The organism is Arthrobacter sp. MYb227, from assembly GCF_002975435.1.
Classification (GTDB): Bacteria; Actinomycetota; Actinomycetes; order Actinomycetales; family Micrococcaceae; genus Paeniglutamicibacter.
Genome location: NZ_PCPT01000005.1, coordinates 1 through 20,297, shown reverse-complemented (window position 1 = coordinate 20,297; position 20,297 = coordinate 1). Strand labels below are relative to the sequence as shown.

At 59.1% G+C, this 20,297-nt stretch carries 20 protein-coding genes; 7 read left to right on the top strand and 13 right to left on the bottom strand.

The genetic code is table 11. From position 1 onward, the window contains the following. Positions 1–122 precede the first annotated feature (122 nt). From CQ018_RS11490 to CQ018_RS11480, 3 genes are all read right to left on the bottom strand, one after another. Complete coding sequence (locus tag CQ018_RS11490; protein ID WP_105550156.1) at positions 123–1,421, bottom strand: glutathionylspermidine synthase family protein; 1,299 nt, start codon at positions 1,419–1,421, stop codon at positions 123–125. 5 nt (positions 1,422–1,426) lie between these two features. After that, positions 1,427–1,897, bottom strand: coding sequence for a hypothetical protein (locus tag CQ018_RS11485; RefSeq protein WP_105550155.1), 471 nt, complete (start codon positions 1,895–1,897; stop codon positions 1,427–1,429). A gap of 273 nt (positions 1,898–2,170) precedes the next feature. After that, entirely contained in the window at positions 2,171–2,875 is a 705-nt protein-coding gene (locus tag CQ018_RS11480) for a DedA family protein (RefSeq protein ID WP_105550391.1), read from the bottom strand. A 103-nt stretch (positions 2,876–2,978) separates the two neighbouring features. On the opposite strand from CQ018_RS11480, the gene CQ018_RS11475 reads away from it, so the two are divergent. Further along, the gene (locus tag CQ018_RS11475; protein WP_105550154.1) at positions 2,979–3,539 is read left to right on the top strand and encodes a hypothetical protein; all 561 of its coding nucleotides are present in this window, start codon (positions 2,979–2,981) and stop codon (positions 3,537–3,539) included. Positions 3,540–3,590: 51 nt separating this feature from the next. On the opposite strand, the gene CQ018_RS11470 is transcribed toward CQ018_RS11475, so the two are convergent. Then, positions 3,591–3,947 carry a cupin domain-containing protein gene (locus CQ018_RS11470; RefSeq protein WP_105550153.1) on the bottom strand — a complete coding sequence of 119 codons (357 nt, stop codon included), beginning with the start codon at positions 3,945–3,947 and terminating at the stop codon, positions 3,591–3,593. 403 nt (positions 3,948–4,350) lie between these two features. Here CQ018_RS11470 and CQ018_RS11465 point away from each other — a divergent pair, with 403 nt between their 5' ends. From CQ018_RS11465 to CQ018_RS11450, 4 genes are all read left to right on the top strand, one after another. After that, the gene (locus CQ018_RS11465; RefSeq protein ID WP_105550152.1) at positions 4,351–7,176 is read left to right on the top strand and encodes an aconitate hydratase; all 2,826 of its coding nucleotides are present in this window, start codon (positions 4,351–4,353) and stop codon (positions 7,174–7,176) included. 216 nt (positions 7,177–7,392) lie between these two features. After that, positions 7,393–7,884 carry a DUF6176 family protein gene (locus tag CQ018_RS11460; protein WP_105550151.1) on the top strand — a complete coding sequence of 164 codons (492 nt, stop codon included), beginning with the start codon at positions 7,393–7,395 and terminating at the stop codon, positions 7,882–7,884. Next, positions 7,881–8,945 carry an NAD-dependent epimerase/dehydratase family protein gene (locus CQ018_RS11455; RefSeq protein ID WP_105550150.1) on the top strand — a complete coding sequence of 355 codons (1,065 nt, stop codon included), beginning with the start codon at positions 7,881–7,883 and terminating at the stop codon, positions 8,943–8,945. The genes CQ018_RS11460 and CQ018_RS11455 overlap by 4 nt, the downstream gene beginning before the upstream one ends. Positions 8,946–9,078: 133 nt before the next feature. Next, complete coding sequence (locus CQ018_RS11450; RefSeq protein ID WP_181149853.1) at positions 9,079–10,959, top strand: HNH endonuclease signature motif containing protein; 1,881 nt, start codon at positions 9,079–9,081, stop codon at positions 10,957–10,959. Between the two features lie 171 nt (positions 10,960–11,130). Here CQ018_RS11450 and CQ018_RS11445 read toward each other — a convergent pair whose 3' ends face one another. The 7 genes from CQ018_RS11445 to clpS all read right to left on the bottom strand — a co-directional run bounded on the left by CQ018_RS11445 (position 11,131) and on the right by clpS (position 16,235). Further along, complete coding sequence (locus CQ018_RS11445) at positions 11,131–11,688, bottom strand: hypothetical protein (RefSeq protein WP_105550149.1); 558 nt, start codon at positions 11,686–11,688, stop codon at positions 11,131–11,133. A gap of 164 nt (positions 11,689–11,852) precedes the next feature. Beyond that, positions 11,853–12,479, bottom strand: coding sequence for an RdgB/HAM1 family non-canonical purine NTP pyrophosphatase (rdgB, locus tag CQ018_RS11440; RefSeq protein ID WP_105550148.1), 627 nt, complete (start codon positions 12,477–12,479; stop codon positions 11,853–11,855). A gap of 2 nt (positions 12,480–12,481) precedes the next feature. Further along, a complete protein-coding gene (gene rph / locus CQ018_RS11435) occupies positions 12,482–13,228 on the bottom strand; it encodes a ribonuclease PH (protein WP_105550147.1) in 747 nt (248 codons plus the stop codon). A gap of 229 nt (positions 13,229–13,457) precedes the next feature. After that, entirely contained in the window at positions 13,458–14,375 is a 918-nt protein-coding gene (locus tag CQ018_RS11430; RefSeq protein WP_105550146.1) for an MBL fold metallo-hydrolase, read from the bottom strand. Further along, the gene (gene murI / locus CQ018_RS11425; protein ID WP_374954197.1) at positions 14,372–15,301 is read right to left on the bottom strand and encodes a glutamate racemase; all 930 of its coding nucleotides are present in this window, start codon (positions 15,299–15,301) and stop codon (positions 14,372–14,374) included. Before murI ends, CQ018_RS11430 begins: the two co-directional genes overlap by 4 nt. A gap of 65 nt (positions 15,302–15,366) precedes the next feature. After that, positions 15,367–15,936 carry a DUF2017 domain-containing protein gene (locus CQ018_RS11420; RefSeq protein WP_105550144.1) on the bottom strand — a complete coding sequence of 190 codons (570 nt, stop codon included), beginning with the start codon at positions 15,934–15,936 and terminating at the stop codon, positions 15,367–15,369. Positions 15,937–15,938: 2 nt separating this feature from the next. Then, on the bottom strand, positions 15,939–16,235 hold the full coding sequence (gene clpS, locus CQ018_RS11415) for an ATP-dependent Clp protease adapter ClpS (RefSeq protein WP_105550390.1): 297 nt from the start codon (positions 16,233–16,235) through the stop codon (positions 15,939–15,941). A 463-nt stretch (positions 16,236–16,698) separates the two neighbouring features. Between clpS and CQ018_RS11410 the strand changes: the two genes are divergently transcribed. Together CQ018_RS11410 and CQ018_RS11405 are read left to right on the top strand one after the other, a co-directional pair. Next, positions 16,699–18,006 (top strand): nicotinate phosphoribosyltransferase, encoded by a 1,308-nt coding sequence (locus tag CQ018_RS11410; protein WP_105550143.1) that lies wholly within the window; start codon positions 16,699–16,701, stop codon positions 18,004–18,006. 41 nt (positions 18,007–18,047) lie between these two features. Beyond that, a complete protein-coding gene (locus CQ018_RS11405) occupies positions 18,048–18,728 on the top strand; it encodes an isochorismatase family protein (protein ID WP_105550142.1) in 681 nt (226 codons plus the stop codon). 168 nt (positions 18,729–18,896) lie between these two features. Here CQ018_RS11405 and CQ018_RS11400 read toward each other — a convergent pair whose 3' ends face one another. After that, positions 18,897–20,012 (bottom strand): hypothetical protein, encoded by a 1,116-nt coding sequence (locus tag CQ018_RS11400; protein WP_105550141.1) that lies wholly within the window; start codon positions 20,010–20,012, stop codon positions 18,897–18,899. A 175-nt stretch (positions 20,013–20,187) separates the two neighbouring features. Next, a partial coding sequence (locus tag CQ018_RS11395) for an IS3 family transposase (protein ID WP_146111881.1) occupies positions 20,188–20,297 on the bottom strand: 110 nt, incomplete at its 5' end.

Genomic DNA, 20,297 nt, shown 5'->3' with positions numbered 1-20,297 from the left:
ATCGTTCAACTGACCAACGCGCGGTCGCCGCACGGCGGCTAATGGATAGCCGGTGGTGGGGACTTCGAATACTAAGGCCTGAATCGGGCCTAGCGAGATAGTAAAGCGGCGATTGTGTGTAGCTAGTACCCGATAACGTGAGGAATGAAGTTCGCAAAGTTATCGGTGATGGGACCTGCGCTTTCCCTGATGGCTAATCCCGAGGGTTCGCCATCGACCATCCAGATGCCCAGCACCGTGCTGACGAAAGTGTTCTCATCATCGCGGCGGAAGGTCGGCGGCAGGGCAAGGCCCTGAACAATGAACCCCTCTTCGCCGTAGCCCTGAAACTCCCCGTGGGTCATCTCTCCATTGGGCATGGTGACGGTGATATCGGCACCCTCGCGGCTGAGCAGAGGTTTACGGACATAACCGTGAGGTAAATCCAGGTACGGGGCCCGATCCTCGAACCATGCCGGGATCAGGTACTGCGCCCGGGCCGGATCGTTGCCAAAGAGCTTCCAGAGCACCGGCAGAATCGCCTTGTTACTCCACAGCATCTTGTAGGGCGGTTCGATCCAGATGGTGCCCCCAGCATAGGGTGCACCGTTGAAGCCGCAGCGTTGCAGATCATCGAAGAGTGCCTGGGCCTGAGGCTCGTGCACCATATGCTCCCAGGGATAGAGCTTAAAGATGACCTCAATGCGCTCACCTGATTCGCCGGCGCAGTAGTGGCCGTCGGCATCGAGCCACAGGTTTTCGATGTAGATGGTCTCGGTCCGGTAGCCGGCGGCCACACAGGTGTCGCGTAGCACGAGTGTGTTCATTTCGTCCTCGTGGCTGGGGTCCTGGTTGCTGCAGGCAAAATAGACCACGGGTTCATGGCCGATCTTGGCGCTCACCAGGTCGATGTTCCGGCGCCAGGCCGCCACAAGGTCTTCGTACATGTTGGTGAACTGTGTCTGGCCCAGGTGCGCGTTGTCTTCGAACCACTGCCATTGAGTCAGCGATTCAACCAGTGACGTCGGGGTGTCGGCATTGAATTCGTAGAGCACCGGTACCCGCATCTGCGGATCCGCGTGATCGAGCCCGCCAAAACGGAAGTCAAAGCGGCCATAAACGCTCCCGCAGGCCGGTTCCTCGTTCCAGCTTTCGACGACCGAGCGCATCATCGGTGCGGGGATGCCGAACCGGGACAGGTCCACAGCACCTTCCGGGGAGAGCAGCCAATCACCAGCTTCCTCAAGCATCGCAAAGACTGTCTTGGACGCCTCTTCAAGGAGCTGAATCTCGGCCAACGAGAACTTGTAGTAGGCGTCATCGCGCCAGTAGCGGTAGAGCTCCGGGTGGGGGCTGGACGGATTCTCGTGGGTGTAGACCAGGCCCGTGGCGTGGACCTTTTCGAGATAGTTTGTGCGTGCCGTGGTCATTATGCGTTTCATGGGTCTTAGCCTCCCGTTCCGGAACTGCCGCCAAAGCCGCCGGGTTTGCCGGACTTTCCAGGGGTCGGTCCTTGTTTGCTGGTGCCGGATTTTCCGAAGCCCGCGCTCTGCCCGTTCCTCACGGGTCCCGTCGGGCTCAGTCCTGCTGCACTCCGCCCGACGGGGTCGGTGGTTTGGACGCGGTGGTTGGACATGGCCGGGTCGAGTTTGGCGCCCGGGCGCAGACCCGAGGTAAAGCGACCAACCATGTACCACAGAAACAGGGAGCTTCCCACGGAATTGTGCGTGTTGCTGCCGGTCGCGTTGGTTTCGGCCTCGCACTGTGCCTCGTCGACGACCACGTTGTTCTCATCGACGCAGTAGACGGTGTCCTCGGGCTGGGCTGCTGATTCAAAACCCGAGCTGCCACAGCCGGTGAGGACCAGGGCTGCAGCGGTGGCGACCGCAGGGAGGGTGAATCTGCTAAATGTTGGCATCGTGTTCTTTCGTTGCTCTATGAGAATAGAGCTGGTGTGTTTGGCTGCCCGAAAAAACAATACCTAGTTTTTTAGGGCCGGGGCTTGCGCCATGCCTCTTTTTCGTACAACTATTGGTCACATTGTGAGAGATATAGTCGCGTTTACCCGGCATGCTGTGAAGCCTTGTACCGGGCCGCTCCACCTAGTTTGCGGATACAAAAAACCCGGTCATTACCGGTTCCACTAGAGGAAACTGAGCAATGACCGGGTATTTGGAGCACCGAAGAAGGTTTACTTCTCGGTGCTGTCGTTCTCTAGCGCCGGGCTTGCAACGCGGTTTTTACGCTTACGAACCTTGAACACCACCCACACAGCAATGAGCACGATAACCGCAACGATGACGATCTTCTGGAACACATCGGCATAGGTTTCAACGATGTGCCAGTTTTCACCCAAGTAGTAGCCGGAAAGTACAAAGATCGAGTTCCAGATCAACGAGCCGGCAAGCGTCAGCCCCAGGAACTTGCCCTGATTCATCTTGGTCACGCCGGCCGGAATGGAAATCAGCGAACGGAAAATCGGGATCATCCGACCAAAGAACACGGCCTTGGAACCATTACGGTCAAACCAGCCCTCAACCTTGTCAACATCTTCGAGGTCCACCAGCGGCAACCAACCAAAGATTGCCCGGGTACGTTCACGACCCAGCGCACGACCCACCCAGTACAGCGCATAGGCACCAACGATCGATCCGATGGTTGTCCAGAGCAACGCCTCAAAGAGGCTAAAGGAGCCACGACTCGCGGTAAAGCCCGCCAACGGCAGAATCACTTCGGATGGCAGCGGAGGGAAAAGATTCTCCAAGGCAATGGCCAAAGCGGCACCGGGTGCCCCAATGATTTCCATTAGGTTCACCGCCCAGTCGGCAAAACGGGTAATCAGGCTATCGCCATTGGTAGTGGCGGCCGCGGCCTGTAGCGCAATCAAAGTCGTCATCACCATTTAGTCTCCCCTACCAACCCGAAGAAATACTGTGACTTCGTATGTGTTGTGGCGAACACCTCACCAACTGCCGCACACAAGAGATTAGGATCGCTTCATGACTTCCGATGCGCAGCAACCCACGGTTTGGCACCCGAATGCCCACCGGCCTCACGTTCTGCGCATGTTTCCCGACTATGCCGATACGGTGCTGTGGATCAGTGAACCCATCAACTATTCACAAACCGGCCTCAGTGCATCGCTGATCGAAGAACTCATGGCCTGGGAGCAGTTGTTTTACGATTCGCTGAATCGTGACCACGAATTTGCCTCCCGCGGACTAGAGGATCGCTTCACGCGCGCCGGCATCACGCTGGCCAAAAAGATTGCCAGCGAGATCGGATCGGACTTTATCGTGCAATACGATGCGGCAGCGTCACTCAATGAGCCAATTCATTACCAATGTCCGGGCACTGCCTCAAACAAGCAAGCAGCCGCCAGCTTCCAAGATCTTTTCACGGAAGTTCGACGCGAAGAAAAACGCATGGCCAAGCTCATCAAACACGGTTCGCTCTACGCCCTTGCCCCGCTCTCTGGGCAGGTATTCGATCCGAGCGGGGTCCTCAAGGGCCGGAACCAGCTGCTGGCGGGCAAAAATCGTCGCTCAAAAAAGCGTTAGAAGTAATCCGCCGCAGACTTCACCCGCCCAAGGTCGCAGCAGGGCATACTCCTATGCGGTCGCCGCGGCTACCGCACGATCGGTCTTGGCAACACTGAGCAGCATGGCAGATTCCTCCAACGCGGTAATCTGCGAGTACCCCGAGGGCATGATCAACATGTCACCATCGCGGCCCTCCCACTGATGCTCACCACTTGTCAGCCGAATCCGCCCGGAAAGCACCAACACCGTGGCTTCTCCCGGATTCACATGCTCTTTGAGCGCCGTTCCGGCCGCCAGGGCAATCACCGTCTGACGCAGCGTATGCTCGTGACCGCCGAATACCGTGCTAGCGGCCCGGCCGCTGGAAACCGTGGCCGCGGTGCGCCTCTGTGTGCGTGCAATGGCGGTAAGTGAAAACTTTTTCATGCTCCCCCGATTCCGGCGTTCTCCGATGCCCATATCTCTACCCGCTCACGCACCTAAACGTCAAGCATTCATCGCCCACATGACTTGGCACCCAAGACCCAGATGACGTGCCAAAAGACCCTGGGGGTCAACATCCAGTACGAGTCTTTGCCGCGGCTGATGCCCATGTTCAAATCCCTCGCCCACCGGTAGGTTGAAAGTAGTGGTGTGCGCCACGAGTACACCACTACCCACTATTGAGCCGCTTGAGCTGACCAATAGATCGCTATCTGGGGTTTCGGGAGGAGGTTGCCGCAATCTGCTAAATGTTTGTCCCTCGTGTGAAATCTTGTTCAGTCCTTCCGGGGCCCCTCGGGCTTGCCCAGGCCACCCGGAATAGTGCAGAAAGAGCCGGAACCTCCTTATGTCAAGCAATAGCTCAACACTTTCCAACACCTTCAACGCCAAATCCACGCTCACTGTCGATGACAAATCCTACGAAATCCACCGGCTCGATGCCATCAAAAACTCCGCACGACTCCCCTATAGCCTCAAGGTGCTGCTGGAAAACCTCTTGCGTAACGAAGACGGGCGGCTAGTGACCACCGAACAAATCAACGCGCTAGCCGCCTGGGACCCGACCTCCGAGGCCAGCTCGGAAATTCAATACACACCCGCCCGCGTGCTCATGCAAGACTTCACCGGGGTCCCCTGCGTCGTGGACCTTGTGGCAATGCGCGATGCCATGACCGAGCTGGGCGGAGACCCCAAAAAGGTTAACCCGCTGATCCCCGCCGAACTGGTCATTGACCACTCGGTAATTGCCGATGTCTTTGCCCGCAACGATGCCTTCAGCATTAACTCGGATTTGGAATTCGCCCGCAACCAGGAACGCTACCAACTTCTGCGCTGGGCCCAACACTCATTCGACGACTTTCTGGTCGTCCCACCAGATACCGGGATCTGTCACCAGGTCAACCTCGAATATCTCTCCCGCGTGGTCTTCACCCGCGACAATCCCGATGGCAGCACCGCCGCCTACCCGGACACCCTGGTCGGCACGGACTCTCACACCCCGATGGTCAATGGACTAGGCGTGTTGGGCTGGGGCGTGGGCGGCATCGAGGCAGAGGCAGCAATGCTCGGCCAACCCATGAGCTTGCTGATCCCCCAAGTTCTCGGACTCAAGCTCACCGGCGAACTCCCCGAGGGCACCACCGCCACCGACCTGGTCCTCACGGTTGCCGAACTTTTGCGTAAGATCCGCGTGGTGGGCAAATTCGTCGACTTCTTCGGCCCCGGCGTGGCAAACGTCCCATTGGCAACCCGCGCCACGCTGGGGAACATGTCCCCCGAATACGGTTCCACCGGCGCGCTGTTCCCCATCGACGAAGAAACCCTCGACTATCTGCGGCTCACCGGGCGCGACCCACACCAGATCAAACTCGTCGAGGCCTACGCCAAGGAACAGGGCCTGTGGCACGATCCAACCCACATCCCGGACTTCAGCCAGGTCGTTGAGCTGGATCTTGGCACGGTCGTCCCCTCGCTGGCCGGCCCCAAACGCCCACAGGACCGCATCCCGCTTTCGGCAACGCAAACCGCGGTGCGCAGGCTACTCGCGGGCGAAACACATGAGGAAGCAATTGCCGGAGGGTTGGACGATGCCGCGGCAGATTCCTTCCCGGCCAGCGACCCGGTCGCCATTTCCACCCGCATCGAACGCGACGAACCACCCCATGGCACCCCGGAAGGAACCGCCGCTTCAACCCCTATTACCGAGTGGCCCAGCGACCCCACACAAATTCTGCTCGATGGGTCCACCGAAACCCTTGATCACGGCTCGGTCGTCATTGCCGCCATCACCTCCTGCACCAACACCTCGAACCCCTCGGTCATGCTCGGGGCGGCACTGTTGGCCAAAAAGGCCGTCGAAAAGGGCCTACGCTCCAAACCGTGGGTCAAAACCACACTGGCACCGGGCTCGCGCGTAGTCACCGACTACTTCGAACGTGCCGGGCTGACCCCATACCTGGAGACCTTGGGATTCAACTTGGTCGGCTATGGCTGCACCACCTGCATTGGCAACTCCGGCCCGCTGATTCCGGCGGTCTCCAACGCGGTAAACACCCACGATCTCTCGGTAGCCTCGGTCCTCTCGGGCAACCGCAACTTTGAGGGCCGCATCCACGGCGAGGTCAAGATGAACTTCTTGGCCTCCCCACCCTTGGTCATCGCCTACGCGCTTGCCGGGTCCATGCACGTGGATCTGCTGACCGAACCCCTGGGCGAAGATACCGATGGTGCCCCGGTCTTCCTGAAAGACATTTGGCCGACCGGTGCGGAAATCAAGGAAGTTGTCGACGCAAATGTGGAGGCGGCAATGTTCACCCGCGGCTACGCGGATGTTTACCACGGGGACGAGAACTGGCGCTCGATGATCATCCCGGAGGGCGACCAATTCGCCTGGGACGAGTCCTCAAGCTACGTCCAACGCCCACCCTACTTTGACGGTGTGGGTCGCGACCCGGAAGACATTACAGATATCACCGGAGCCCGAGTGCTGGCCTACCTGGGAGATTCGGTCACCACGGATCATATCTCCCCGGCCGGTGCCATCCGGAAGGATTCCCCGGCAGGGGCCTACCTCATGGAACGCGGTGTGGAGCCGGCAAACTTCAACTCCTATGGATCACGACGCGGCAACCACCACGTGATGATCCGCGGCACCTTCGCCAACGTGCGGCTGCGCAATAAACTGGTTCCGGAGATCGAGGGCGGCTTCACCCGCCACCTACCGACGAAGACCAACATGAGCATTTTCGATGCCTCACTTGCCTACGCCAAGGGCTCAACTCCACTGGTCATCCTCGCCGGCTCGGACTACGGCTCGGGTTCCTCGCGCGACTGGGCTGCCAAGGGCACCTTGCTCCTGGGTGTCAAGGCTGTGCTTGCCACATCGTTTGAACGCATCCACCGTTCAAACCTGATCGGCATGGGCGTACTTCCGCTGCAATTCCGCGACGGTGAAACCGCAGAGTCCCTGGGGCTCACCGGTAAGGAAACCTTCTCCATCGGCGGGCTGCAACACACCAATCAGTTGCCCGACGAGGTCACGGTGACCATCGGACGCAAGGGAGTCAAACGCGAAATCCAGATGCGTGTACGCATCGATACCCCCGCGGAGGAGGCCTACTACCGCCACGGCGGCATCCTGCAGTACGTGCTGCGTCAACTCTTGGACGCATAACGCCCCACCATGAATCTCATACCCAGGGTGAGCCCGACCATTCCCACAACGGGATTGGTCGGGCTCACCGCTTTTCGTCAAGCCCCTCTTTTCTTCAAGCGCTAGCTGTTTTCTTGACTCCACCCCAAATTCATTTTCCCCCATCTCATTTCTCCATCACCCTCTCTCCGCATGCCACGGATCACACATTGACCCACGTCATGGCAGGATAAAACCATGGATCAACCAACACCGCACACCCCTTTTCGTCCCGAGCCACGCGATTTTCCCGGCCACCCGATGCCTCCCTCGGTCCCCGAGGGCCTGCGTCTTGAACTCTCACGATCCCGCATCCGCGTAGGACAGGAAGAAGGTTTTGACACCTGGATGGACACCCTCAATGAGCGTTACGACGAATGTGTTGACTCGATCCCGGCCGAACGCGCGGTCTTCGAGGCAACCTTCAAACACGTTGAGGCCGATGGCTCCACGTGGATCTACCATCTGAGCCTGATGGGTCAGGGTGATGGGCTAAATGAAGAACTACCCATCGGCACCACCCACGCAAACTTTTCACGCGCCGTCAAGGAACCGGGCTGGGAAGAACTTGAACCCAAGTTCATGCTCACCCCGGATCACCTTCGCTCGGCAATGATGGCTTTCGGCGCCACCGGACAACTCCCGGAGCAAACCCCATTAGCCGACCAATTCTCACCGTCCCAGGCATGAAGCGCGCCCTGATCCTCGGTGGCACGGGCGTGCTGGGCATTGCCGCGGCCGAGCGGCTGCTGGCCGCCGGCTGGCAAGTTGATCTCACGGGACGCAATCCCACCAAGATGCCAGCATCGCTCCTCAGCGCCGGGGGACGATTCATCGCCTCGGACCGCACCAACCACACCGAACTGGCCCACGCCATCGGTCACGGAGCAAACCTAGTGCTCGACGCTGCCTGTTACACCCCTGCCGACGCACAATTGCTGCTCCCTCATCTTTCTAGCATCGATTCAACGGTGATGCTCTCCAGCAAAGCCGTCTACATCGATGCGTTTGGCAACCACGTCAATTCCGAAACCCCACCACGCTTCGAAACCCCCATAACCGAATCCGCGCCCACCTTGGCCCCTGCCCACGATGACTACCGCTCGGCGACGGGCTATGGCACCAACAAGATCGCCGCCGAACATGTGTTGCTCGATGCCGGGGCCAACGTCACCATCATCCGCCCTTCCAAGGTTCACGGTGCCCACGCGGCCAACCCGCGCGAATGGGTTTTCGTCAAACGCATTCTCGATCGCCGCCCGGCCATCTTCTTGGCCAATTCAGGCCGCGGTGCCGACCACACCACGGCTGCCACCAACACCGCTGCCCTGATCGAAACGGTTGCCGCGCAGCCCGGAACCCGGATTCTGAATTCGGCTGACCCTGATGCTCCCAATGCCCGCACCATCGCACTCACCATCGCCACGTATTTGGGGCACCAGTGGCAGGAAATCTTGCTTGACGACGCCAGCTGTGCCAATCACCTGCCCATCGATGACGACGACGTAGCACCGCTTGGCGATCATCCTTGGAATTACACTCCGCCCATTGTGCTGGACACCTCCGCATCCTTGGCCCTGGGCTATCACCCCGTGGGCACCTACGCACAAACCATCGGCGCCCAAATCGACTGGCTTCTTCAATCACCCGCCCACCAGCCGGCGAGCCCAGACCCCTACTACGAGTACTTCACCAACTACTCCCGAGAAGACAGCTACCTGCAAAACCACCAGCTACCTATGCTCGGCTAACTTGGGGTAGCACTTCTCCGGCACCGCACCACTGTTCCGCACTGTTTCGGGTGCTTCCCGGGGACAAAAATACTTATCCACAGATTTTCGTCTCCTTGCCCACGGACTCTTGTGTGGGGTCATGCTGGTGGGTATGCAAACCGATCAGTTCATCAATCTCACCACCACTGGTGGTACTCCGGGACACCAGGTGTCACCGGATGATGAACTACGCGCCCTGATCACCGCCCAACAAATGGTCAAGGAATTAACTCGTCGGGTCGCCGCACACACCAACTCTCCGGTCCGGGCCATCCTCTTCGCCCACACCGTGGAAGATCTTCATCGCACCATCGCCCACGGACAACTCTTGGCCGCACGTACCGCCGAACGCACCCTTGCTCACGAACTACCCCAAGCAACGTTCACGACGTTGCGACAGGTGCACGACGACCCCACCGAGTATCTAGCCGGAAATGTTGAACTTCCGCAGGATCCACGCACCGTCCCCACCGGCAGACCAGTCTTCAAGGACACCACCTCGTTGCTCACCGGGATCCTGCACATAAACTTTTTCGCCGCTCGTGACCGGGTGGAAGCCACCCACCGGTTCTTACCCGGCACCGATGCCAGCGGAGCCCAAACCCCGCCGATGTTTCCACGCTTGGCCAAGGATCTGGCCGAAGGCAATGCGGACCCGGGGGATTTGAAGACAGGAGCTAAAAAGCTGGAAGATTTAGCCCCGCACATCAACACCACCACTGATCCGGCCGGGTTGGCTCAAGACCTTGAAACCCAGGTCGCCGAGTCGGTGGTGCATGAGGATTCACGGAGTACCAACAAACTTTTTGCCGGCATCAAAAACTCGCTCACCGACGGAAAAACCGAACTTCCTCCAGAAATCATGCGTTCCAGGCTTGGCATGCATCATCGCGGATGTATTGATGGGCTCGAAGAATTCATCCTGCGCGTCATGCCTAAGGATGCCGAAGAACTCTTGGCCATGTGTGCCAGCATCGATAACGCCCGCACCAAGGCCGGAGACCGCAGCGCACTCGCCGCCCAAGCCCTGGCCACCAACCCCGCAGCCCCTGGGCCAGAAGAATCTACTGTTTCAGACACCAGCAGCCCATCAAACGCTGTTCCCAACAGCGCCGACTGCCCACCGACCACCATTCCTGACTCCGCTGCCTCCGAAGTCTCGCTGAGCTTCCCCGATTTTCTGGTCGATCCGGCCACCGGAGACCCACTGACCGATCCGCACCGCATCCACGAACTCACCCTCGACCCACCCACCCCCAGCAATGGGTTCTCCACCCCAATTCAAGGCACCAACAGCGGAGCCACTACTGGAATCCCGGACGTGACCACTTTTGATGATGGGCTCACGGTGCCTCAACGCCACCTCCAAGGACTATTGAATTTGATCCGGGCGGCAGGAAAACCTACCGGCAGCACCAAAATCACCGGCCTCCCCAGTCCCAAACTTTTTGTCGTAGCCACCTTGAAAGAACTTCAAGAACTAGCGAGCACGCATGGGATTACCGGGCACGGCAAACACCTCACGGCCGCCGAACTCAGACACGCCCTATGTACCAGCGGGGTCATCCCGATGGTCTTGGATGGTAAATCTCAAATCCTGGACCTGGGTAGGGAGCAACGGTTCTTCCCCGACTACATGCGCGAAGCCATCCTCGCCCTTTACGGCGGGTGTATCTATCCGGGGTGCACCGTGCCGCCAGAACACTGCGAAATCGATCATGTCGAAGACTTCGCCCTCGGAGGCAGCACCAAAATTGAAGACGGTGGGCCCTTCTGCCGAGGCCACCACCTAGACCGACACGATGACCTCATCCAGATCGTCAGAGACACCGACGGACTCTATAGCGTCAGACTGCCCAAACATCTTGACCCGGAACAAAAACTACGACGTAACAATTTTTGGCGGAACTGGGCCCAAAACCCCTACCAACCACCCCCAAATCCGAAAACCCGACGTAGCGAATCGCCACCGGATTCACCATCACTTTTCTAAAACCGTTTTCGCTACCCCCAGGCGGAAATGACGACGGTCCTGCACGCAATACCCCTCAATAAGGGCGCGTGCAGGACCGTTCCTCCACGAAAGCTGCACCTCTATTTGTGCGCAAACTCCGGGGTCATGCATTATTGGCTCAAGCTAAAGCTCGTTCAACCCAGCGATCAACTAGCCATCGAATTCAACAAGCCCACGCTTTGTCGGAACCGGTGCCACGTGTGTACCTGCACCGGCGATCAGCTGCACTCCACCTAAGCGTGGTGCTGAACCATCCTGAGAGTTCAGGATCCAAGGCCCAACCATCAGATACTTGGCATCGTTCTCGGCTTCCGTCACCACACCGGTAATCACAAAATCACCGTAGGGCGACTGGTTGAACGAGGCTACAACCAAATCCCCATGACCCAGCTGGTCCGCGGAACTTGGCGTAGGAGCAAATTCGCCCTCGAACACCGCAGGGAAGGCACGCACCCCGGCATCTGGCTGTCGCAACATTTCCTTGCCGCCATCGGCGCTTTTGGCTTCCTTCGCGGCCGCTGCGGCATTGAGCCCGCCAACCATCAGATCATCGAGAACCGTTAGGTGCGCGGCACCGGTGATCAGGAAATTGCCGAAGCGCTTGTTCTTGAACAACACGGAAATAACATCAGACTCCGCAACCTGTGCGAAGGCAGCCTTCATCCCAGCAACATCGCGCTTGGATGGACCCTTGATAAATGTATCCACAACTTCTCCGTCTGTATTCAACGATTATTGACCTACCTTCAACCTTAGGCGAGATGATCCCTTGGGCACTGGCACAGCGCCACCTCACCAACGCAAAAGCGACCTGCGCCGGCAATCCCTCCAGAAGGAGTACCGGCAACAAGCCGCCTAGAAAGCGCACCCCCCTATGCGGCGGAGAGCGCCTTCACGATCTGCGGCAGCAACGCCCTAAAGGCCTTACCACGATGGCTGATCGCGTTTTTCTCTTCGCTGCTCAACTCGGCCACCGAGATCGAGTAGCCCTCGGGCTGCAGGATCGGGTCATAGCCAAATCCGCCATTACCGCGGCGTTCACGCAAAAGCGTGCCGGGCAGGCTCCCCAATTCAACTGCTTCGTGCCCCTCGGGAGTCACCAATGCTGCAGCGCACATAAATGCCGCACCGCGATGCTCCTGCGCCACATCACCCAACTGAGCGAGCAATAGGTCGATGTTCGCCTCATCATCGCCGTGGCGCCCGGCCCAGCGGGCGGAAAAGATTCCCGGCGCGCCACCCAGCACTTCAACGGCCAGCCCGGAGTCATCGGCAATCGCCACCAACCCGGTGGCAGCCGAAACGGCCCGAGCCTTTAGCAGCGCATTGCCGGCAAAGCTCACTTGGTCTTCAACGACATCCGGTGCACCCACGGCCCCGGCATCAACAACCTGCCTGTCAACGTCAAGGCCCGGGATCTGCCCGCGCAATAGTTCACGTAGTTCGCGCAGCTTGCCTTGGTTGTGAGTGGCAAGCACTAGGCGCGGGGTGGCGCCCATGCTTAGCGCCCCAGGGTTTCGGTCTGGATGCGGGTCAGCTCGGTGGTGCCAACCAGCGCCAGATCCAGCAGTGCGTCGAGTTCGGCACGCTTGAACGGCACTCCCTCGGCGGTTCCCTGCACCTCAACGAAGTCACCGGACCCGGTAACAACCACGTTCATGTCGGTTTCCGCATCGACATCCTCAACGTACGGAAGGTCAAGCATCGGAACCCCGTCGATGATGCCCACGGAAATCGCGGCCACCGAATCGGTGAGCACCGTGGCGTTCTTCTTGACGATGTTCTTGCTTCGTGCCCATTCGATGGCTTCGGCCAGCGCCACATAGGCGCCGGTGATCGCCGCGGTGCGGGTTCCACCGTCTGCCTGCAATACATCACAGTCAAGCACGATGGTGTTTTCGCCCAAGGCTTTGGTGTCGATGACGGCACGCAGTGAGCGGCCGATCAGGCGCGAAATCTCGTGGGTGCGGCCACCAATCTTGCCCTTAACCGACTCGCGGCCGTTGCGGGTGTTGGTCGCACGAGGCAGCATCGCATATTCGGCGGTAACCCAACCGGTGCCCTGGCCCTTGAGCCAGCGCGGCACACCCTCGGTGAAGGAAGCGGTGCACAAAACCTTGGTATTGCCGAATTCGATCAGTGCCGAACCCTCGGCCTGCTTGGACCAGCCACGGGTAATGGTTACCTGGCGGAGTTGATCTACTGCGCGGCCATCGGCGCGCACTACTGAAGTTGATGCTGAAGTCATGGCTTCAAGTCTAGTGCGCCTTGTTGCGTGCCTCCGCCTTGGACTCAGCACCTAGCCCCTTGACGCCCCTTCATGCGCATAACCCAGAGCAGCGCTTACCCTAGGTCCCCGCGCCGATTTCGTGGCAATAATACGTGCGCCACGCAGCGCTGCTCCCCAACGGTTAGAAGAAGAGGGAGCAACGCTCCGGGTTGCTGCATGCGCGGATAACTACCGGCCCAGCAACTGGTTATTTACGTTTCTTGCTTTTTCGTGACAACACGCCGGGCCATTCGCGGTTCGCACCCGAACGCACAATCGATACCGGAGCGGTGGGCATCGCCTTGGGTGTACCCAGCTGCGAACCAGACCAAACTCCATAGGTCACCCCGGAGACCGCAACGGCAATGCCACCGGAGTACACTTCCTTGGCCTCGTTAACCACGGTATTAATATCTGTCCAGACCGGGATGTGCGTCAGCAGCAGGCGTTCAACCCCGGCCTCGGTTGCGGCCTGACCCGCGCGGCGCCCGGTCAGGTGCACACCGGTGATCGCATCGTCACGGCCCTCTTCAAAGGCTGCCTCACACAGGAACATATCCGCACCTTGTGCAGCTTCGATGAGCCCCGGGCAGGAGTCGGTATCCCCCGAGTAGGTCAACACACTTGTCCGCATGGTGCCATCGGCCATCGGCTCGGTCGCTTCAACGCGCAACGCATATGACTCTTCGATGGGGTGCAGCACCGGGTACGGAGTGATGGAGAACGGGCCAATCTTCACCGGTTCATGTGCTTTCCAGTTCTGGAAGTCGTAATCCGGGTGCATGCCCTCTTCCAGAGGTAACCCATACGCGGTGGCCATGCGATCCGCGGTAGCTGCGGGGCCATGCACCAACATCCTGTCCCGGTTCCAACCATTAGGATCCCAACGAATTGCCACGTGCATGCCACAAAGGTCCATGCAGTGATCCGGGTGCAGGTGGGAAATGAAGATCCCGTCCAGATCTTTAATGTCGGTGTAGCGTTGCAGCACACCGAGCGCACCGGAGCCCAAATCCAGCAGAATCTTCCAGTCACGTTCGCCATCGAACGCACTGACAAGATAACAGGAGGCGGGCGATCCCGGACCGGGGAATGACCCGGTACAGCCAATGATCGTCAGCTTCATGAAACACTCGCTTTCGAAAGGGCTACCATCTGTTCGGTGATCATGGCGATGGAGCCGGTTGGATAGTGCGCGGCAACATGGTCAACCTGTTCAACCGCCAAAACTTCGGGACCCAGGAAACGACGGGCCAAAACCTCAAAACTTTGTGCATCCCCGGTAGCCAGGAATTGATGCGTCGGGGATTCGGCAGCTTCACGCGCCAAATCATGTCGCATCAGCTCCCGATAAACATCCTTGGCCGTTTCTTCGGCACTAGAAACTAGGGTGACTGACTCGCCCATGACATAGGAAATCACGCCGGTCAGCAGCGGATAGTGGGTGCACCCAAGCACCAGCGTATCGACGCCAGCAGCTTTCAGCGGGGCCAAGTATTCTTCCGCGGTAGCCAGCAATTCCTTGCCGGTAGTGATCCCGTTCTCCACGAATTCGACGAAGCGCGGGCAGGCCACCGAGGTAATCGATAATTGTGGTGCCGCGGCAAATGCGTCCTCATAGGCACGCGATCCAACAGTTGCCAGGGTGCCGATGACACCGATCTTCCCATTCTGGGTTGCCGCGACGGCGCGACGTACCGCCGGCTGGATGACCTCAACCACGGGGATCCCGTAGCGCGCGGTGTAGCGTTCACGGGCATCGCGCAGCACCGCCGACGATGCCGAGTTACACGCGATGACAAGTAGCTTCACTCCGGCATCGACAAGTTCATCCATAACGCCCAACGCATTGGCACGCACCTGCGCAATAGGCAGCGGGCCATAGGGCGAGTTCGCGGTATCCCCCACATACATGGTGGATTCACCGGGCAGTTGGTCGATGATGGCGCGCGAAACAGTCAGCCCGCCAACTCCCGAGTCAAAAATACCCAGGGGCGCATTCGCCCGGGGCTTACCGAGCGGGAACATTTCGCTAGTACTCACACTTGTCATGGTCTACGAAGACTACTAGCTAGAAGCTACTAACAACTAGCAAGCACGCCACAGTGTTGCCCAGCTCACAACGATTTGAGCATGGCTTGCATGAGCGATTCTTGCAGCCACGTCACAAAGTTATAGACCAGTGCAAGGTATTCATCCACGGATTCGGCCTTCGACCAATCATCGTGTGCGTGGATGCGCTCGGCATCTTCCTCGGTTTCCAGGCTCAGCCGCTCGGCAAGCACCAAGCGCACATCGTTGATAGCAGCGGCAAAACGTGGTGCCGTCTCATCGCTGAGCAAAATGGATGCAGAATCCATCAGCATCGCGGCCTCACGCAACGCACCGATCTTCCGCTCCCGGATGCCACGTTCGGAAAGCCGACGGAATTCAAGGGCCGCCAGCGGATCATCCGGATCTGCATCTGGCAACAGGCGTTTGGTCGCCGGGTCCGTGGGAGCCGCAAAGTGGTCCTTGTGCGCATTGGGATCAAGTCCCACCATCGCCCACAAGGGATCCTCGTCTGCCTCACGCTCGGGCTCTAGCAGCACGATGACATCCTCAAAGAGGCCGCGCATCAGCTTACGTTCGGCAGCTTCCAGCGACGCGGAATACCCGCGCATTGAACTTTTAAAGGCACGTGCCATGGTTATGCGGCGTCCGCCTTAGTCAGCGTCGCCCACAGGCCAAAGCCGTGCATTGCCGCAACATCGGACTCGATTTTTTCGCGGTTCCCGGAGGCTACCACGCTACGACCCTGCTGGTGCACCTGCATCATCAATTCTTCGGCGCGGGTTTCCGAGTATCCGAAGTAGGAACGGAAGACGTAGCTAACGTAGCTCATCAGGTTCACCGGATCGTTCCAGACAATCAGGACATAGGGTTGGTCAACTTGCAGAGCTTGTACCTGCTCTACGTGCTCAAGCACATCGGGCATCGCAGTCATCATAGGCATACCCCCATTCTACGACCGCTACACCCCTGGGCGAACCCGTCGGCACCTTTCACTCCCACTTCACCAACTTTTCGGGCACCTTACCGATTGCCACAAGCATGGGCTCCGGCAGACTGCTCATACTGTCGATGCATCCTGCCTGCTACAAGCTGCGCATAAACAACCCCGCGGTGCTAGGCACCTCGCTCGTTTTTAACTGAGGACGCAAGCCACGCGTTACGGCCCACGGCGCATAATCAATGCAAAACCGTTGCACAGGTTTAGAGTAGTCAATAACTAAATACCCACACGGCGGGCCGCTGACAAGAGCACTGACGATGGCCCTACGATTTCTGCCGGCAAAGATCCCCACCCACCAGCTCAATGCATACGTCATGATGCACGCTCGGTCTTTCCGTAAGCACCCGCCGTCGCTTTCACCCCCGAAACATTCCCCGCGCGAGGAGCCAAACGCATGTGGCAACAGCCAACATCCCTGTTCACCGACCACTATGAACTGACCATGCTGCAGGCCTCCCTGCATTCTGGGGCCGCCCACCGCCCCAGCGTGTTTGAGGCCTTTGCCCGCCGCCTGCCCGAGGGCCGCCGCTACGGGGTCGTCGCCGGAACCGGACGCATCCTCGAGGGGTTGAAAGATTTCCGTTTCGGCAGGGAACAGCTTGCCTTCCTGAAGGAAAGAAACGTCGTCGATGACACGACCATCGAGTACCTACGCACCTTCAAATTCACCGGCAATATCTATGGCTACGCGGAAGGGGAAATCTACTTTCCCAACTCCCCGGTGCTCATCGTCGAGTCCACCTTCGCCGAAGCCTGCGTGCTCGAAACCTATATCCTCTCGGCGCTCAACCACGATTGTGCCATCGCCTCGGCCGCCTCGCGCATGATCGCCTCGGCCGAGCACCGCCCCTGCATCGAGATGGGCTCGCGCCGCACCCATGAGGAAGCCGCGGTGGGAGCTGCCCGCGCCGCAATCATCGCCGGTTTCGATTCCACCTCAAACCTTGAGGCAGGGCACCGTTATGGGCTCAAAACCGTGGGCACCGCTGCGCACTCCTTCACGTTGCTACATGACTCTGAGCGTGCCGCCTTTGAGGCGCAGGTCGCCTCGATGGGCGCTAACACCACGTTGCTCGTTGATACGTACGATGTCGAAGCCGGGGTCCGCACCGCCGTAGAGGTGGCCGGCCCGGAGCTTGGCGCGGTCCGGCTTGATTCAGGGGATTTGGTGGAGCAGGCCCGCTGGGTCCGCACCCTGCTCGATGACCTAGGCAACGAAAACACCCACATCCTTGTCACCTCGGATCTTGACGAATACGCGATAGCTGCCCTGCAGTCGGCCCCCGTTGACGCCTACGGGGTTGGCACCTCACTTGTCACAGGTTCCGGACACCCCACGGCATCGATGGTTTATAAGCTGGTTTCTAGGCAGAACGATGAAGGTGAATTTGTTTCGGTGGCCAAGGCGGCAAAGAACAAGGCCTCGGTGGGCGGACGCAAATTTGCCCTGCGCCGCCTCAATGAGCGCGGACGTGCCACCGAAGAACTCATTGGCGTGGGAGAACTACCTGTGGCAGATGGCAATGACCGTGTACTGTTGCAAGAATTTGTGCTCAACGGCGAAGTACAGGAAGGCTGGACCGGTGCCGAGGGCGTTACGCGCGCCATCAACCGCCACAAGGATTCAATCACCGAAATGCCCGGTGCATCCCGGCGCTTGCAGCGCGGCGAACCGGTCATCCCCACCACCTACATCGACTAGTTAGCGCGGGGCTTTAGCCCCAATTTCGTAAGGACTTGAGCATGAGCCATCATTTATCGACTACTACCCAGTTGCCCGACGCTAGCAATTCTCCGGTGCCCGATGAGGTCAGTGGTGCACCAGCTCACCGCGCCCTGATCATCGTCGATGTGCAAAATGACTTCTGCGAGGGTGGTTCGCTGGCCGTCTCCGGTGGAGCCGCGGTGGCCACCGCCATTGCCGAGGATGTGGTCGCACGCAAGGGAAGCTACACGAAAATTGTGACGACCCAGGATTGGCACATCGATCCCGGCACACACTTCTCACCGACACCGGATTACCTTGATTCCTGGCCCGTGCACTGCGTTGCCGGATCCACCGGGGCAAAGCTGCATCCGCTCCTGACGCCAGCCCACCAAGAGATTGATGCAACCTTCCGCAAGGGACGCTTTGTGGCGGCATATTCGGGTTTCGAGGGGCACCTGGGGATTGAAGGTGCAGCCGATTCCGATGAGTCGGGCCCACTGTTGGGTGACTGGCTACGCGAAAACCTCATCACTAGCGTGGACATCGTGGGAATTGCCACCGATCACTGTGTACGGGCCACCGCACTCGATGCCGTGGCTCAGGGCTTTGCGGCAACCGTCATATCGCCGCTGACCGCCGCGGTAAACCCCGCAAACAATGCAGCGGTGTTCGATGAACTGCGCACCGCCGGAGTCACAGTGCTTTCGCTAGGCTAACCCCCCCGGCGCTCTCCGGGCTCTGGCGCAACCAGCGCTACACCCCGCGCGGACATACCCACAAGGTGTCTGGGGCATCATGCAGGCGAGATGACCCAGAGACCTTCTGCTGTCCATGGTGACACGGCCGCAGACCCTGAGCTGGGCTTAACCGAGCACGGTAATGGCTTAATCGGCCGCGTGGGCAGCCAAAATCTGAGCATGCAATTGCAGCAACGGGGCCGTGCGTTCGGCCGGTCCACGCCCAAACCCGCACTCGGTTCCAATTCCAAATCCAGATACCCCGGCCCGCTCAAGGGCCGGGCTGGCAGCGGCGATCCGACCCGAGGCACCCTCCAGCCCGTCCTCGTGGTGCACCAGCCCCAGGAATAGCACGGTTTCGGGGTGCAGCTTCAATTCCTCAAGCGGTGCAAAGTACGGCGCGTCATTTCGTTCAATTGGCACCGGCAGATGCAAGAACTCCACCTGTCGGCTCACTTTGGCACACAGCGCGTTGGCAACTGCCACAAGATTCGTTGTATCGACCGGCTCCACAAAGTGTTTTTCGGCAATATCTCCGTAGCAGAGGTGGAATCCCAGCTGGACTCCCGCGGGAATACTGTGCGCCAATTCGGCGGCAAGGCTGGTGCAGGCATCGATGATCTCGAAAGTAGGAACCTCTACGCCTTCCGCCGCGCCTGGCACGAACCATGCAAATGGTTTCTTTCCACGCAGGGTGACCTGTTCGATATAGGAGAATTCGGTGGCCAAATCGATCTGAATGGCTAGGTCCGCGGCAGGAATCCCGGCCATAATTTCGGTGATTTCGCGACGCATGGCCGCGGTATAGGCCGGGTAGATGGCGGATTGGTAGTCACCCAGCACGAAGGCCGAAAGCGGTGCCAGCGCGGTCGGCACGCTGACCTGAAAACGAGTTCCGAGTGCGATGGACCCGGCATCGCGCAGCGCCGCAAACTCGTTGTAGCTGGCCACGGCCGCCTGCGCATAACCCAGCGGGCCGAATTCCAGCTCGTCAGCGGCCACAGATCCATCGAGTCTTAGCGGACGAATATCAAAGCCGGCGGCAATGATCGGGTCAATCGGTAAGCGTTCCAAACCGGGAACGGCCTCAAATCGTGTGCCCTGGAATAAGATCCAGTGGAAGCGCTCCCCCACTTCGCCATCGGGAATCCGGGCAAGGTCCGCTCCGAGGTTTTCGGCGACGATGCGCAGCGTGTCACTGGCCTGGGGCTGATTGATCGATCCAACAAGGTGCGCACCGCGCACCGGCAAAGGTGAGTTCATCCTTCAACCTTATGGGGGTTCTATGATGATGCCGCACGCCAATATTTCACCCCTGCGTCATAGAAAAGCACTTACTCCACCCACGGCACTACCAAACTGCACACAGGACACAGAAGGGGGTTGGCGCCAAGGAAACTGAACTGGACCCCGAAAGTTGGACTCGGTAAGTAAGAGTCTATGCCGCGAGTGCCTGAGCCCGATATTCCATGGGGCTCAGGCACTGCAGCGTTAATGAGATTCGCTCATAGTTATACCAGTGGATGTAGTCATCTAGCTCGCTGGTGA

Excerpts from the sequence above, each read along its gene's own strand:
- CQ018_RS11490 (WP_105550156.1), bottom strand. The coding sequence starts at position 1,421 with ATGAAACGCATAATGACCACGGCACGCACAAACTATCTCGAAAAGGTC.
- CQ018_RS11485 (WP_105550155.1), bottom strand. The coding sequence starts at position 1,897 with ATGCCAACATTTAGCAGATTCACCCTCCCTGCGGTCGCCACCGCTGCA.
- CQ018_RS11480 (WP_105550391.1), bottom strand. The coding sequence starts at position 2,875 with ATGACGACTTTGATTGCGCTACAGGCCGCGGCCGCCACTACCAATGGC.
- CQ018_RS11475 (WP_105550154.1), top strand. The coding sequence starts at position 2,979 with ATGACTTCCGATGCGCAGCAACCCACGGTTTGGCACCCGAATGCCCAC.
- CQ018_RS11470 (WP_105550153.1), bottom strand. The coding sequence starts at position 3,947 with ATGAAAAAGTTTTCACTTACCGCCATTGCACGCACACAGAGGCGCACC.
- CQ018_RS11465 (WP_105550152.1), top strand. The coding sequence starts at position 4,351 with ATGTCAAGCAATAGCTCAACACTTTCCAACACCTTCAACGCCAAATCC.
- CQ018_RS11460 (WP_105550151.1), top strand. The coding sequence starts at position 7,393 with ATGGATCAACCAACACCGCACACCCCTTTTCGTCCCGAGCCACGCGAT.
- CQ018_RS11455 (WP_105550150.1), top strand. The coding sequence starts at position 7,881 with ATGAAGCGCGCCCTGATCCTCGGTGGCACGGGCGTGCTGGGCATTGCC.
- CQ018_RS11450 (WP_181149853.1), top strand. The coding sequence starts at position 9,079 with ATGCAAACCGATCAGTTCATCAATCTCACCACCACTGGTGGTACTCCG.
- rdgB (WP_105550148.1), bottom strand. The coding sequence starts at position 12,479 with ATGGGCGCCACCCCGCGCCTAGTGCTTGCCACTCACAACCAAGGCAAG.
- rph (WP_105550147.1), bottom strand. The coding sequence starts at position 13,228 with ATGACTTCAGCATCAACTTCAGTAGTGCGCGCCGATGGCCGCGCAGTA.
- CQ018_RS11430 (WP_105550146.1), bottom strand. The coding sequence starts at position 14,375 with ATGAAGCTGACGATCATTGGCTGTACCGGGTCATTCCCCGGTCCGGGA.
- murI (WP_374954197.1), bottom strand. The coding sequence starts at position 15,301 with ATGACAAGTGTGAGTACTAGCGAAATGTTCCCGCTCGGTAAGCCCCGG.
- CQ018_RS11420 (WP_105550144.1), bottom strand. The coding sequence starts at position 15,936 with ATGGCACGTGCCTTTAAAAGTTCAATGCGCGGGTATTCCGCGTCGCTG.
- clpS (WP_105550390.1), bottom strand. The coding sequence starts at position 16,235 with ATGACTGCGATGCCCGATGTGCTTGAGCACGTAGAGCAGGTACAAGCT.
- CQ018_RS11410 (WP_105550143.1), top strand. The coding sequence starts at position 16,699 with ATGTGGCAACAGCCAACATCCCTGTTCACCGACCACTATGAACTGACC.
- CQ018_RS11405 (WP_105550142.1), top strand. The coding sequence starts at position 18,048 with ATGAGCCATCATTTATCGACTACTACCCAGTTGCCCGACGCTAGCAAT.
- CQ018_RS11400 (WP_105550141.1), bottom strand. The coding sequence starts at position 20,012 with ATGAACTCACCTTTGCCGGTGCGCGGTGCGCACCTTGTTGGATCGATC.